This window comes from Pseudomonas leptonychotis, from assembly GCF_004920405.1.
Taxonomy (GTDB): domain Bacteria; phylum Pseudomonadota; class Gammaproteobacteria; order Pseudomonadales; family Pseudomonadaceae; genus Aquipseudomonas; species Aquipseudomonas leptonychotis.
Map to the genome: position 1 here is coordinate 1,785,657 of NZ_RFLV01000001.1, position 13,634 is coordinate 1,799,290.

The window sequence follows — 13,634 nt, forward strand, 5'->3', positions numbered from 1 at the left end:
ATGAATGCCTTCCGTCCTGGGCTGCTGCCTAGCATTCTGGTGTTGCTGCTGTTTCCGTGCCTGATCGCTCTGGGTTTCTGGCAACTGGCGCGCGCCGAGGAAAAGCGCGAGCTACTAGCGGCTCATCAGGCCCAGCAACAGGCCGCTCCGATCAGTATCGATGAACTTGAGCAGCACCCCAATCCGGCCTATACCCGTGTGCAGTTGCAGGGCTTCTTCGACGCACGGCATACCGTGCTGCTGGACAATCGCACCCGCGATGGCAAAGCCGGTGTGGAGGTGCTGCAACCGTTCTACGATCAAGCCAGCGGCCTTTGGCTGCTGCTCAATCGCGGGTGGCTGCCTTGGCCAGATCGACGCATCCCCCCTACGTTCGCCACCCCGGATACCCCGTTGCGCCTGCAAGCCACGGTGTATGTGCCGCTGGGCGAGGCCTTTCAATTGCACAGTGAACCGGTCGCTACAGGCTGGCCGCGGTTGGTCACTGAGGTCAAGCCCGATGCCCTGTGGCAGCAGCTTGGTCGTGGTGGCTTGAGTTATGAAGTGCGCCTGGAGCCAGGCCCAGCGTCATTCCAGGGCGATTGGCCGATTATCGCCATGAGCCCCGACAAACACATTGGTTACGCCGTGCAGTGGTTCGCCCTGGCGGCGGCCTTGCTCGGCCTGTTTATTTATTTAGGTCTATTTAATGCGCGGGAGACTCGCCATGAACCCAGCCATCGCCATGCCTGATGCCTCACCTGAAGTGCCACCCAGCCAACGCCGTCGCGGGCGTCTGCAACTGATCCTGATTCTGGCCATCGTGATTGGCCCGATGATTCTTGCCACTGCCATGTACCAGTGGCGTTTCTGGGTGCCGGAAACCCGCAGCTATCACGGCGAACTGATCGGCACCGGACAGAGCCGTGCCGATCTCGGTGTAGTCGGTGCTGATGAGCAGCGCTGGCAGTTGCTGGTGACGGTGCCGGCGGTCTGCGATGAGGCGTGCAAGGAGCTGATATTCCTCGCCCGGCAAGTACACATTGGCCTGAATCGCGATGTTTCCCGTGCGGCCCATGGCGTGGCGACTGCCCAGCCGCTGACGGACGACTACGACGCTCAACTGCAGCGCGAATACCCGCAGTTGGCTCGCTATCAGCTGGAACTGGACGCCTATAACAAGGCGGCCGGCAAGGCTGAAGGTGCACAACTGTGGATCGTCGACCCGCGTGGCAACCTGGTGCTGCGTTATGACGCGACCAGCAAGGGCAAGGCGATTCTGAATGATCTGCGGCATCTGCTGAAAATCTCGCAAATCGGTTGATAGATCATTGAAAAACTACTGCGCTCGGTTATACCGCGTTGAAATCAGGCTCGGGCTGCTCATGTACAGCTCGTACACTCCGCTCCCTCGCCTGATTCCGCCTTGTCTAACCTTCGCTCGCTACGTTTTAAAAGGTCTATCTAAGGAGGAAGGATGAGCAAACCCGGTTTCCGTTTCGCCTTATTCGCCACCGTATTGGCTGTGGTCGTGGTGCTGCTCGGTGCCTATACCCGTTTAACCCATGCCGGTCTGGGGTGTCCGGACTGGCCCGGTTGCTATGGCTTTATCGGCGTGCCGATGAGCGAACACAAGCAGACGTTGGCCGAGGTGCGCTTTCCCGACGCGCCCGTGGAAGTGGCCAAGGGCTGGTATGAAATGATTCATCGCTATTTCGCCGGCAGCCTGGGCTTGGTGATTTTGGGCCTGGCAGTACAGGCGCTGCGCCGGCGTAACGAGGTTGAGCAGCCACTAAAGCTACCGCTCTTGCTCCTTGGACTGGTGATCGTGCAGGCCGCTTTCGGTATGTGGACGGTGACCCTGAAACTCTGGCCGCAAGTCGTCACAGCGCACTTGCTGGGCGGTTTTGCCACCTTGAGTTTGTTGTTTCTACTGACGCTGCGCCTATCCGGTCGGCTGCCTGTATTGCCGGTGTTTCCCGTCAAATTGCGCGGTTTAGCGGCGTTCGGCTTACTGCTGGTTATTGGGCAGATCGCCCTAGGTGGCTGGGTCAGCAGTAATTACGCGGCGGTTGCCTGCGTCGACTTGCCGACCTGTCACGGTCAGTGGTGGCCGCAGATGGACTTCGCCAATGGTTTTCACCTGACCCAGCATATTGGCCCCAATTATCTGGGCGGCCAGCTCGACAGCGATGCGCGCACCGCTATCCATATGACCCATCGTATCGGCGCGTTGTTAGTGACGCTGGTGCTGCTGTTGCTGGCCTGGCAGCTCAAACGCAATGGTCTGTCACGTCTTGCTGGTCTGCTGCTGTTGGCGCTGGTGGTGCAAGTCAGTCTGGGCATCAGCAACGTGCTGCTGCATCTGCCACTACAGGTTGCAGTGGCGCACAACCTGGGGGGCGCAGCTCTGCTGCTGACCCTGGTATCGATCAATTATCGGCTTCGCAGCGCGACACGGCTGGTATCCCCGGCGGTAGAAGCGCACGCTGGCTTTGCAGCGTTGCCGAGCAAATAACAAAAACAATCGAGGAGAGACCGTATGGCTACTCTAGCGCGCGAACACCAAGCCCACGCCAGCTGGCGCGATTATCTGGAGCTGACCAAGCCGCGGGTGGTGGTGCTGATGCTGATCACCTCCTTGGTCGGTATGTTTCTCGCGACCCGTGCCGGCGTGGCCTGGCAGGTGCTGCTCTTCGGCAACCTGGGCATTGGTCTGTGTGCCGGTTCTGCCGCAGCGGTTAACCATGTAGTCGACCGGCGTATTGATTCGATCATGGCGCGCACCCTCAAACGCCCCGTCACTTCAGGGCGTGTTTCGCCGACTGCAGCCCTCGGCTTTGCTTTGCTGCTGGCGGTGGCGGGGATGGCGCTGTTATTAACGTTTACCAATGAGCTGGCCGCCTGGCTGACGCTGGCTTCCTTGCTCGGGTATGCGGTGCTTTACACCGGCTTTCTCAAGCGCGCCACGCCACAGAACATCGTGATTGGCGGCCTCGCGGGTGCTGCGCCACCGTTGCTTGGCTGGGTTGCAGTAACCGGCCATATCAGTGCCGAACCGCTGCTGCTGGTGCTGATCATTTTCGCGTGGACGCCGCCACACTTCTGGGCGCTGGCCATCCACCGCAAAGAGGAATACGCCAAGGCCGACATTCCCATGCTGCCGGTCACCCACGGCGAGCATTACACCAAGGTACATATCCTGCTCTACACCCTGGTGATGTTTGCCGTAACGCTACTGCCTTACGCCATTCATATGAGCGGGTTGCTCTACCTCGCCTGCGCCGTGGTGTTGGGCGGGCGTTTCCTGCATTGGGCGGTGGTGCTGTACCGTGACAGCAAACCGCATGCGGCGATCAATACCTTCAAATTCAGCATCTGGTATCTTTTTGCGCTGTTTATCGCCCTGCTGGTCGATCACTACTTGCTGCTTAATATCTGAGGCCCCATGACCCGAACCCATACCACCGTTTTTGTGCTCGTAGCTATCGTCGCCCTGGTGATGGGTTTGACCGTCAATAAAGTGCTGACCAGCAAGGGGCAGGGCGATCCCACTGTCTTGCTTGATGCCGGCATTATCCTATTGCCGCAAAGTCGCAGCTTGCCAGAGCTAAGCCTGACCAATCAGGACGGTGAGGCGGTTGCAGTCGATCAGCTCAAGGATCAATGGAGCCTGCTGTTTTTCGGCTACACCTTTTGCCCGGATATTTGCCCCGCGACCCTCGCTCAGTTACGCCAGTTGCAAGGCCAGTTGCCGCCGGAAACCGTGGCCAAGTTGCGCATTGTGCTGGTCAGTGTCGACCCTCACCGCGACACCCCGGAACAACTGAAGAAATACCTGGATTACTTTGACGCCGGCTTTATTGGCCTGACCGGCGAGCAGGCGACGCTGCAGAAGCTCGCCAACGCGGTGAGCATTCCCTATATCCCGGCGGATACCAGCAAAGAAAACTACACAGTCGATCACAGTGGCAACCTGGTGATCATCGGGCCAGATGGCAAGCAGCGTGGCTTTATTCGCGCACCGATCAATAACACCAAGTTGGCTGCACAGCTGCCTGGATTGCTTGAGCAGCCATAACCGGCTATTTGGCAAACATCTGGCGGATGTCTTTGAACGCCTTGAACTCCAAGGCGTTGCCGCACGGGTCCAGTAGAAAAAGGGTCGCCTGTTCGCCTGCCAGACCGGCAAAGCGGATACAGGGTTCGATCACGAACGACGTGTCCTTGGCTTTTAAGCGCGCGGCCAACACCTGCCAATCTTCCCAACCCAGTACCACACCGAAATGCGGCACGGGCACATCATGGCCGTCCACCGGATTACTGTGCGCGGCTTCCTGGTAAGCCATCTTCGGCGCCTGGTGGATCACCAATTGGTGGCCGAAAAAGTCGAAGTCCACCCAATGCTCACTGCTGCGTCCTTCGATGCAGCCAAAGACCTCGCCGTAGAAGTGTCGGGCCGTGGTCAGGTCGTACACCGGAATCGCCAGGTGAAAGGGTGCGAGTGCCATGGGGTGCTCCTAAATAGGTTGAAGTCGCTCATTCTCAGCAGCAACATGTTTGATTGAAAGCGCATATTCTTGCTTTCGAGCACTACTAAAATTGATCAATCGAGGCGATCGATGCTGCGCGAGTTGAAAACCTTTGTGGCGGTAGCCCGACATGGCACCTTCGCCGCTGCCGGTCAGCAGGTCGGTCTGACCCAGTCGGCCGTCAGTGCGCAGATGCGAGTGCTGGAGCAGGGCCTGGGCGTGCGCCTGTTCGACCGTAGCGGGCGTGCCGCCGTGCTGAGTGCGGCGGGTCGGCATGCTCTGCCCCTGGCCGAACAGATGCTCGGCCTGTATGCGCAGATGGCGTTGCCGACTTCGGCGGCTGAATGGCAGGGCGAATTGAAAGTCGGGGCGATTGCCTCAGTGCAAACTGGGCTGCTGCCAGAAACCTTGCCGGCCTTTCGTGTCGCCGCGCCGCGGGTTGAGTTGAAACTGGTGCCGGGCGTCTCGTTGAATCTACTGAGCCAAGTGGATGCCGGTGAGCTGGATCTGGCGCTGCTGATCAAGCCGCCGTTCGAGTCGCCCAAAGAGTTGCTGCAAATCAGCCTGGCCCGCGAACCCTTTGTACTGATCACGCCGCTGAGTGTGACGGCGAATGAGCCGCTGCAGATCCTCGCCGAGCAGCCTTTTGTGCGCTATGACCGGCGTTCGTTCGGCGGGCGCCGGGTCAGCCAGTTTCTCCGCGAGCAACACCTGATCGTGCAGGAGGCGCTGGAATTGGATGAACTGGAAGCCATCGTGCGTATGGTCGAATGCGGCCTGGGCGTCTCACTGATTCCGCGCGCGGGGTTGTGGTTGCAGCGGCCGACGCATGTGCGGGTAATCGAATTAGGCGAGCTAACGTTCCACCGCGAACTGATTGCCGTGTTGCGCCGCGCCCAGCGTCAGCCGGCCCTGGATTGCTTGTTGGAATGCCTGCGCGAGGTCGCCGCAACTCGATAGATTGCTGGTGGTTACGCTGCTCGCCACGTTAGCGGTATCTACTCGCGCAGCGCCGCTAACCCACCCTACGAAATCGGCGCGAGACCCGACCATAAACGACAAACCCCGCACGAGGCGGGGTTTGGCAGATGGCGCGGGTAACGCCGGGGCTTAGAACGCCGGAACAACAGCGCCCTGATACTTCTCAGCGATAAAGGCTTTCACCTCAGCGCTGTTCAGAGCTTTGGCCAGCTTTTGCATCGCTGCGCTGTCTTTATTGTCGGCACGTGCGACCAGGATATTGACGTACGGCGAGTCATTACCTTCGATGACCAGCGCATCCTTGGTCGGGTTGAGCTTGGCTTCCAGGGCGTAGTTGGTGTTGATCAGGGCCAGGTCAACCTGGGTCAGCACGCGCGGCAGGGTGGCGGCTTCCAGCTCACGCACTTTGATGGTCTTGGGGTTTTCGACAATGTCTTTCGGCGTCGCGAGGATGCCGGCATCAGGCTTGAGGGTAATAACCCCAGCTTTCTGCAGCAGCAGCAGGGCGCGGCCGCCATTGGTGGCGTCGTTCGGGATTACTACGTTGGCACCCTGCGGCAGGTCGGCCAGGGTTTTATGTTGGCTGGAGTAGGCACCGAAGGGCTCGACGTGCACACCGGCAACGCTGATCAGCGTAGTACCGCGGCTGCTGTTGAATTCATCCAGGTACGGTTGGTGCTGAAAGAAGTTGGCGTCCAGGCGCTTCTCGGCGACCTGTACATTGGGCTGCACGTAGTCGGTGAAGACTTTAATGTTCAGCTCAACGCCTTCTTTAGCCAGAGCCGGTTTGACGAATTCGAGGATTTCCGCGTGCGGTACGGCAGTGGCGGCAACACTCAGGCTCTCGGCCTGGGCGGAAAAGGCTGCCAGGGCAGCAACGGCTACGATCAATTTTTTCATCATAAAGCTCCTTGTGGGATCAGCCTGTGGCAGCGCATGGCCACCTGAGTAGTGGGCTGTCTATTTGCGAGAAAAGTGCACCACCAGCTTGTCGCCGACGGTTTGCAGAATTTGTACAAGCACCAGCAACAGGATCACGGTGACCAGCATGACGTCCGGCTGGTAGCGCTGATAGCCGTAACGCACCGCCAGGTCACCCAGGCCGCCGCCGCCAATCAAGCCGCTCATGGCGGTGTAGGACACCAAGGTAATCGCGGTGACGGTGACGGCTGCGAAGATGCCGGGCAGCGCCTCGGGCAGCAACGCGTTCACCACGATCTGCCGGGTAGTTGCGCCCATGGCCTGGGTGGCTTCGATGATGCCGCGATCCACCTCACGTAGCGCCGTTTCCACCAGCCGTGCAAAGAACGGCGTGGCCCCAACCACCAGGGGTGGGATGGCCCCGGCGACGCCCAGTGAGGTGCCGGTGACAATCACGGTGAAGGGGATCATCACGATCAGCAAAATCACGAACGGCACCGAGCGCAGAATATTTACCAGCAGTGACAGCACGCCGTAGAGGGCTTTCTGCTCGAACATCTGTCGCGGGCTGGTGAGAAACAGCAGCACGCCCAGCGGCAGGCCGAGCAACACAGTAAACAGCAGCGAGCCGCCGAGCATGCTCAGGGTGTCCAGGCTGGCGTAACCGATTTCGGCCCAGTCTACGTTGGGTAATAGGCGAGTCAGTAGGGCGTCCATCAGCGCAGCACCTCCAGATGCACGTCGGCGCTCGCAAAACGCGCCAGCGCGGCGTCGAGATCGCCGCCGGTCAGGGCCAGCGTCAGCTGACCGTAGGGGGTGTCCTTAATGCGGTCGATACGCCCGGCCAGGATGCTGTAATCGACCCCGGTCTCACGTGCCACAGTGCCCAGCAACGGCGCGTAGGTCGCTTCGCCCTGGAAGGTCAGGCGCAGAATACGCCCGGCAACATGAGCGTAATCGTCACGCTGTTCGTTCTCGTCAATCTGCTCGGTTTCTTGTACGAAGCGTTTGGTGGTGGCGTGTTGCGGGTGCAGAAACACCTCGGCCACTGAGCCTGACTCGACGATGACGCCGGCATCCATCACCGCCACGCGGTCGCAGACGCGACGGATCACGTCCATCTCGTGGGTGATCAGTACGATGGTCAGGTTCAGTTCGCGATTGATCTCCGCCAGCAGTTGCAACACCGAGGCCGTGGTCTGCGGATCGAGGGCGCTGGTGGCCTCGTCACACAGCAGAATTTTTGGTTCGGTGGCAAGGGCGCGGGCGATACCGACGCGCTGTTTCTGCCCACCGGAGAGCTGCGCCGGGTATTTGTTGGCGTGATCTTGCAGGCCAACCCGTGCCAGTAACTCGGCAACCCGGGCGTCGATGGCGCTGCGCGACAGTTCGCCGGCCAGTTTCAGCGGCAGGGCGACGTTGTCGGCGACGGTCTTGGATGACAGCAGGTTGAAGTGCTGGAAGATCATCCCGACGCGCTGACGGAAGCGTCGCAGGCCATTGGCGTCGAGCGCGGTTACGTCTTCACCGTCGATCTCGATGCGTCCGCCGCTGGGTTCTTCCAAGCGGTTGATCAGGCGCAGCAGGGTGCTTTTGCCGGCGCCGGAGTGACCGATGATGCCGAACACTTCGCCCCGAGCAATCTGCAGATCGCTCGGTTGCAATGCGGGGATGTTCTGGCCACTGACGCGGTACGCCTTGTGGACCTGATGGAAGTTGATCACTGCATAAACCTTTTGGGTTTTTCGGGCTGCCGGGTAGGCCGAAACGGTGGCTAGTCTACCCGGCACTGTTTAGGTCGCAAAAATCTTTGTAGACCTATGGTTATAACTAAATTGCATTAAATACAGGTGTGTTCTGGGCAGTGTAGCCAGCGCCAATGCAAACGACCGGGCAAGCCCGGTCGTGGTGCTGGCAAAGTCGGATCAGCGTGCGGGGCTGAGTATCAGCTGCGGCACCTGCGCCGGTTTGATCACGTGGCTGATGCGTGGGCTGAAACCTGGATCGAGACGCTTGATCCGCGCGTTGAGCAAAGAGGCGACCCAGGGGAAGTCTTTGCTTTGGCGCACTTCGATGCGCACTGCGCAATTGAACGCGACCATGTCCGCCGCTACAGCGTCGAGGAGGCTGCGTAGGCGTTCGTTGTCTTGAGTATCTAGCATCGGCAGGGCAATCACGCTGTTGGCGGCGGCCGGGTTGATCAGTTTGGCTTGCGCTTTGGCAGGTGCCGGTGCCGGGGTATTCGCTGGTTGGGTGGCCTGCGCTGCCGCTTGGCGTTCGGCGCTCAAGCGCAGTTGCCGCGCCTGTTCCAGGCGCATGGCGTCGGCACGGGCGGCGGCCTGTTCGTCAGCCTGGCGCTGCTGTGCAGCCATGGCCAGCTCGGTTTCACGCGCCTGGGTGATGGCGCCGTCCAGTCCGGTGGTCAGCGCGGGTGCTTGGGGCATCAGGCTGCGGGCACGACTCAGGGCCTTGGTGGCGCTGTCCAGATCGCCGGCCTGCAGGGCTGTTTGCCCTTGCTGCAGGTGCGCCTCGGCGAGTTGCCGCTGGTACTGCTCCAGGCGCGTATCGCCTACAGCTCGCTGTTGCAGGCTGACGAGCTGGCTTTCGGCGCCGTTCAAGTCGCCGCTGGCGAGGCTTTGGTCGAGCTGGCGAAAGGCGCTGACGAGGTCATCCACTGGCAGGTTGGCCGGTTGTGGCGCGCTTTGGCAGCCAGCCAACAGCAGAACCAGCATCAGGGCACAGCCATGTAAAACGAACGATTTCATTACTGCGCGTCTCGGATTGTGCAAAAAACGCGCAAGTCTACACTGCGCTCCGTGGCACCACCACCGTTCAGGCGGTGCGCCGGGGTAGGGCAAAGCTCAACAAAAACAGGCTGGCAGCGGTGATCACGATCGATGGTCCGGCTGGGGTGTCCTCAAACCAGGACAGGCTAAGCCCGCCGCAGACTGCGACGATGCCCAGCAGGCTGGCGCCGAAGGCCATCTGTTCCGGGGTGCGCGCATGACGCTGGGCGGCGGCGGCCGGGATGATCAGCAGTGAGGTGATTAACAGTACCCCAACAATCTTCATGGCCACGGCGATCACCACGGCGATCAGCAGCATCAGGCTCAGGCGAATCGCCGCTACCGGCAGGCCTTCGACCTTGGCCAGCTCCTCATGCACGGTGATCGCCAGCAGCGGCCGCCACAGCAGCGCGAGCAGCACCAGTACCAGCGCGCTGCCACCGACTATCCAGGCCAGGTCAGTGGGGCTGACGGCCAGCAGGTCGCCAAACAGGTAGCCCATCAGGTCGATGCGCACATCTTTCATAAAGCTCAGCACCACCAGGCCCAGCGACAGGGTGCTGTGGGCGAGAATCCCGAGCAGGGTATCGGAGGCCAGCGGTTGACGGCTTTGCAGGGTCACCAGCAACACCGCCAGCAGCACGCAGCCCACCGTCACCGCTAACATCGGGCTGACATCCAACATCAGCCCCAGCGCGACGCCGAGCAGCGCGGCGTGGGACAAGGTGTCGCCAAAATAGGCCATGCGCCGCCACACCACGAAGGAGCCGAGCGGCCCGGCGACCAGCGCCAGGGCCAGGCCTGCGAGCAGGGCATTGAGGAGAAAATCAGCCATGCTTGCAGTCATCTCCGTGGATGTGGGGTTTAACCGGGCCCTTGATGCTCAGGCCCGATGCGCTATCGCTGACCACGGCGCCGTGCAGATCGTGCGCATGGTCGTGGTGGTGGGTGTAGATCGCCAGGCTCTTGCCATCCTGGCCAAACAGCTCAACGAACGCCGGATCGAAGCTGACCTGCTCCGGATGCCCGGAACAGCACACATGGCGGTTCAGGCAAACCACTTGATCGGTGGTGCTCATCACCAGATGCAGGTCGTGCGACACCATCAACACGCCGCAGCCATAGCGGTCGCGTAGTTGGGTGATCAGCCGGTACAACTCAGCTTGGCCGGCGACATCGACACCCTGCACCGGCTCATCGAGTACCAATAGCTCGGGCTCACGCAGCAATGCACGAGCGAGTAGCGCGCGCTGTAGCTCGCCGCCGGAGATGCTTTGCAGTGGGCTGTCGATCACCTGCTCTGCCCCGACTTCAGCCAGCGCGGCCAGTGCGCGAGGGCGGTCAACGCCGGGCACCAGGCGCAAAAAGCGCAGCACCGAAAGCGGCAAGGTCGCGTCGACGTGAAGTTTTTGCGGCATATAGCCAATGCGCAGTTTAGGTTTACGCCAGACGCTGCCGCTGTTGGGTTTGAGCAAGCCGAGTACAGCGCGCACCAGGGTGGTTTTACCGGCGCCGTTGGGACCGATCAGGGTGACGATCTCGCCGGGTTTAACGCTGAGCTGCACGTCCTGCAATACGTTCTGACCAGCAAAGGTTACGCCCACGCCTTCGAGGCGAATCAGAGCATCACTCATGCGCCCTCCCGGCAGCCGGCGCACAGCCCGACCACTTCCACTGTTTGCCTTTCCACGACAAAGCCCACACCGGCGGCGGCTTGGGTAATGGCGTCGCTGATAGCCGCTTGCTCCAGCTCAATAGCCGCACTGCACACGCGGCAGATGAGGAACTGGCCTTGGTGCGGGTGCTGTGGATGACTGCAGCCGATAAAAGCGTTGAGGGATGCAATGCGGTGCACCAGGCCGTTTTCCAAGAGAAAATCCAGCGCGCGATAAACCGTCGGCGGCGCGGCGCGGCGGCCGTCTTCTTCGCTCAGCACGCCGAGAATGTCATAGGCGCCGAGCGGCTTATGGCTGTGCCAGACCAATTCCAGTACCCGTTTGCGCAAGGCGGTCAGGCGCAGGCCTTGGCGTGTGCAGATACTCTCCGCCTCGGTCAGCGCGTGAGTGACGCAACGGGAGTGATCGTGTGGGCGTGAAGCCAAGGGGGCTTGAGTCATGGGCAACGACGAATAGGATGAGAGACGTTATTATATTACCTGTTCCTTTCCGCCTGAGTGCTCCCCGTGTCGCGTCTTTTTTCGGTTGCTTGCCTGCTGTTCATCGCTTTATCCCTCAATGCTGCTGCTCAGACGCAGCCTCAACCTCAGTTGCGCGTACTGACCAGCATCAAGCCACTGCAGCTGATTGCGGCCGCCGTGCAAGATGGGCTGGGTGAGCCGGAGGTGTTATTGCCGCCAGGCGCTTCACCGCATCACTACGCGCTGCGCCCCTCCGATGTACGCAGTGTGCGGGACGCGGACCTGTTGTATTGGATCGGGCCCGACTTGGAGAGCTTCCTGCCGCGGGTGCTGAATGGCCGCGCTAAAACCAGCGTAAAGGTGCAGGATTTGCCGGGGATGAGCTTGCGTCATTTCGCTGATGCTCACGCCAATGAGCATGCCGATCACGACGAAGAGCATGACGGTCACGCAGAGATGGCCGATCAACATGATCATAACCACCGCCCTGGCAGCCTGGATGCGCACCTGTGGTTGCTGCCGGCCAACGCGTTGGTGATTGCCCGCAAAATGGCGGCTGACCTAGCTGTTGCCGACCCCGCGAATGCCGCGCGCTACCAGGCCAATGTCGAAGCATTCGCGAGCCGCCTGGCCACGCTGGATCAGCGTCTTAAAAGCCGTTTGCAAGGCCTGGCAGGCAAGCCTTACTTCGTCTTCCATGAAGCCTACGATTACTTCGAGGCCGCCTATGGCCTCAAGCATGCGGGCGTGTTCAGCGTATTGGGTGAGGTGCAACCAGGCGCTAAACACGTTGCCGCCATGCGTGAGCGGTTGCAGCAGGCAGGGCCGACCTGTGTGTTCAGCGAGCCGCCACTGTTGCCGCGCTTGGCGAAAACCCTAACCGCCGGCTTGCCCGTCACCCTGGCTGAAATGGATGCCATGGGCGGCAGCTTGCCGGTGAATGCCAAGGGCTATGAGGCCTTGTTGGATAATCTGGCCGGCGAGTTGGCGGGCTGCCTGGAGGCTCTGTAGCCCGCCTCTTAAGTCTTAGAAAGCGAACGGCAGCGCCAGCTCGACCTGCTGGCGCTGTGCCAGGCGACGTTGGAACTCACTGGGATCATGGATCAACACTTCTTGCCCGGCGAAGGACTCGGCGGCAATCAGGCGTGATAGCCAAAAGCGCACACAGGCGATACGCAGCATCGCCGGCCACAGCTCGGCTTCCGTCGCCGTAAAGGGCCGCAACGCCGCATAAGCACCGAGAAAGGCTTGGGCGCGCTTGGGGTCGAGGCTGCCATCAGCATTCGAGCACCAGTCGTTCAGGGCAATCGCCAGGTCGTAGAGCATCGGCCCGGAGCAGGCGTTGTAGAAGTCGATCACCCCGGCCAGATGGTTGCCGTCGAACAGCACGTTGTCGCGGAACAGGTCGGCGTGCAGGTTGGCCTGCGGCAAAGCAAGAATGCGTGGCTTGAGGTCGTGAATTTCCGCCAATGCATCACGCAGCAAGGGCAACTGCTCATCGGGCAATTGCAAGGCCAGGCTTGGCCCCTCACTCAGCATCCAGTCCAGGCCTCGATCACTTTTGCGTGGCAGCGGTTGCGCGCGCGTGGCCAGGTGAATACGCGCGAGCAGCGCGCCGACTTCCTGGCAGTGATGCGGGTTAGCCTCGTGCACATGCTTGCCGGCCAGGCGCGGCTGCAACAACGCCGGCTTTTCCGCCAGGCTGCGTAGCGCCTCGCCGTTTTCGGTACGCAAGGCATAGGGCACGGGCAGGCCGGCAGCGTGTAGCACGTCGAGCAGTTCGATAAAGAACGGCAGGTCGGCGCTTGGGCCACGTTCGATTAGAGTCAGGACGAACTCGCCCCGCTCCAGACTGACGAAGAAATTGCTGTTCTCGCTGCCCGCAGCAATGCCCTGGAAGTCGCGCAAGCGACCTAGGCCATAGGGGGCGAGAAAGTCCTCGAGCTCGTGGCGCTCAAGCGGGGTAAACACCGACATGACAGAACTGCCTTAATTACCAGCTGAAAATTTCCCAGGCCGGAATCAACATATCCGGGCTGTCTGAACGGACGAAGTTGCCATCGCTGCCATCGGCGCGGACCAGAAAGTACGGTTTACCGCCTTTTGGGATGACTTTCACCGCGTAGAGAAAACCGTTAACCCGGTATTCGTGGATAGTGCGATCACCCTCTTGGCGAATGGTGACATCCGGGTCGGCCGAGACAGGATCTTCGGCTTGAACGGCCAGGGTGGTGAATGCCAGCAGGCTGGCCAGCAACAGGCGATTGAGTACACGCATGATAACCTTGTCCCTTTGAT

At 60.7% G+C, this 13,634-nt stretch carries 17 protein-coding genes; 7 read left to right on the forward strand and 10 right to left on the reverse strand.

What is annotated here, in order from left to right; genetic code table 11:
• The 5 genes from D8779_RS08105 (at position 1) to D8779_RS08125 (ending at position 4,060) form a co-directional block, all read left to right on the forward strand.
• The gene (locus tag D8779_RS08105; protein WP_136663902.1) at positions 1 to 732 is read left to right on the forward strand and encodes an SURF1 family protein; all 732 of its coding nucleotides are present in this window, start codon (positions 1 to 3) and stop codon (positions 730 to 732) included.
• Positions 707 to 1,303 (forward strand): hypothetical protein, encoded by a 597-nt coding sequence (locus D8779_RS08110; RefSeq protein ID WP_136663903.1) that lies wholly within the window; start codon positions 707 to 709, stop codon positions 1,301 to 1,303. The genes D8779_RS08105 and D8779_RS08110 overlap by 26 nt, the downstream gene beginning before the upstream one ends.
• A gap of 153 nt (positions 1,304 to 1,456) precedes the next feature.
• The gene (locus tag D8779_RS08115) at positions 1,457 to 2,497 is read left to right on the forward strand and encodes a COX15/CtaA family protein (RefSeq protein ID WP_136663904.1); all 1,041 of its coding nucleotides are present in this window, start codon (positions 1,457 to 1,459) and stop codon (positions 2,495 to 2,497) included.
• 24 nt (positions 2,498 to 2,521) lie between these two features.
• Positions 2,522 to 3,421, forward strand: coding sequence for a heme o synthase (cyoE, locus tag D8779_RS08120; RefSeq protein WP_136663905.1), 900 nt, complete (start codon positions 2,522 to 2,524; stop codon positions 3,419 to 3,421).
• 6 nt (positions 3,422 to 3,427) lie between these two features.
• Positions 3,428 to 4,060, forward strand: coding sequence for an SCO family protein (locus tag D8779_RS08125; protein WP_136663906.1), 633 nt, complete (start codon positions 3,428 to 3,430; stop codon positions 4,058 to 4,060).
• 4 nt (positions 4,061 to 4,064) lie between these two features.
• Here the strand turns inward: D8779_RS08125 and D8779_RS08130 are convergent, their stop codons facing one another.
• Positions 4,065 to 4,490 (reverse strand): VOC family protein, encoded by a 426-nt coding sequence (locus tag D8779_RS08130; protein WP_136663907.1) that lies wholly within the window; start codon positions 4,488 to 4,490, stop codon positions 4,065 to 4,067.
• A gap of 111 nt (positions 4,491 to 4,601) precedes the next feature.
• Between D8779_RS08130 and D8779_RS08135 the strand changes: the two genes are divergently transcribed.
• The gene (locus D8779_RS08135) at positions 4,602 to 5,471 is read left to right on the forward strand and encodes a LysR substrate-binding domain-containing protein (protein ID WP_136663908.1); all 870 of its coding nucleotides are present in this window, start codon (positions 4,602 to 4,604) and stop codon (positions 5,469 to 5,471) included.
• Between the two features lie 150 nt (positions 5,472 to 5,621).
• On the opposite strand, the gene D8779_RS08140 is transcribed toward D8779_RS08135, so the two are convergent.
• The 7 genes from D8779_RS08140 to D8779_RS08170 all read right to left on the reverse strand — a co-directional run bounded on the left by D8779_RS08140 (position 5,622) and on the right by D8779_RS08170 (position 11,315).
• Positions 5,622 to 6,392 (reverse strand): MetQ/NlpA family ABC transporter substrate-binding protein, encoded by a 771-nt coding sequence (locus D8779_RS08140; protein WP_136663909.1) that lies wholly within the window; start codon positions 6,390 to 6,392, stop codon positions 5,622 to 5,624.
• Between the two features lie 60 nt (positions 6,393 to 6,452).
• On the reverse strand, positions 6,453 to 7,130 hold the full coding sequence (locus tag D8779_RS08145; RefSeq protein WP_136663910.1) for a methionine ABC transporter permease: 678 nt from the start codon (positions 7,128 to 7,130) through the stop codon (positions 6,453 to 6,455).
• Positions 7,130 to 8,137: a methionine ABC transporter ATP-binding protein gene (locus D8779_RS08150; RefSeq protein WP_136663911.1), complete on the reverse strand. Its 1,008-nt coding sequence runs from the start codon at positions 8,135 to 8,137 to the stop codon at positions 7,130 to 7,132. The genes D8779_RS08145 and D8779_RS08150 overlap by 1 nt, the downstream gene beginning before the upstream one ends.
• Before the next feature lie 201 nt (positions 8,138 to 8,338).
• Positions 8,339 to 9,178 carry a PA5502 family lipoprotein gene (locus D8779_RS08155; protein ID WP_136663912.1) on the reverse strand — a complete coding sequence of 280 codons (840 nt, stop codon included), beginning with the start codon at positions 9,176 to 9,178 and terminating at the stop codon, positions 8,339 to 8,341.
• Positions 9,179 to 9,245: 67 nt separating this feature from the next.
• On the reverse strand, positions 9,246 to 10,034 hold the full coding sequence (znuB, locus tag D8779_RS08160; protein ID WP_136663913.1) for a zinc ABC transporter permease subunit ZnuB: 789 nt from the start codon (positions 10,032 to 10,034) through the stop codon (positions 9,246 to 9,248).
• The gene (gene znuC, locus D8779_RS08165; RefSeq protein WP_136663914.1) at positions 10,027 to 10,833 is read right to left on the reverse strand and encodes a zinc ABC transporter ATP-binding protein ZnuC; all 807 of its coding nucleotides are present in this window, start codon (positions 10,831 to 10,833) and stop codon (positions 10,027 to 10,029) included. The genes znuB and znuC overlap by 8 nt, the downstream gene beginning before the upstream one ends.
• Positions 10,830 to 11,315, reverse strand: a complete 486-nt coding sequence (locus tag D8779_RS08170; RefSeq protein WP_136663915.1) for a Fur family transcriptional regulator — start codon at positions 11,313 to 11,315, stop codon at positions 10,830 to 10,832. Before D8779_RS08170 ends, znuC begins: the two co-directional genes overlap by 4 nt.
• Positions 11,316 to 11,381: 66 nt before the next feature.
• Between D8779_RS08170 and D8779_RS08175 the strand changes: the two genes are divergently transcribed.
• Entirely contained in the window at positions 11,382 to 12,347 is a 966-nt protein-coding gene (locus tag D8779_RS08175; protein WP_136663916.1) for a zinc ABC transporter substrate-binding protein, read from the forward strand.
• Positions 12,348 to 12,362: 15 nt separating this feature from the next.
• Here D8779_RS08175 and D8779_RS08180 read toward each other — a convergent pair whose 3' ends face one another.
• Together D8779_RS08180 and D8779_RS08185 are read right to left on the reverse strand one after the other, a co-directional pair.
• The gene (locus D8779_RS08180) at positions 12,363 to 13,313 is read right to left on the reverse strand and encodes a homoserine kinase (protein WP_136663917.1); all 951 of its coding nucleotides are present in this window, start codon (positions 13,311 to 13,313) and stop codon (positions 12,363 to 12,365) included.
• A gap of 16 nt (positions 13,314 to 13,329) precedes the next feature.
• The gene (locus D8779_RS08185; RefSeq protein ID WP_136663918.1) at positions 13,330 to 13,614 is read right to left on the reverse strand and encodes a DUF2782 domain-containing protein; all 285 of its coding nucleotides are present in this window, start codon (positions 13,612 to 13,614) and stop codon (positions 13,330 to 13,332) included.
• Positions 13,615 to 13,634 lie beyond the last annotated feature (20 nt).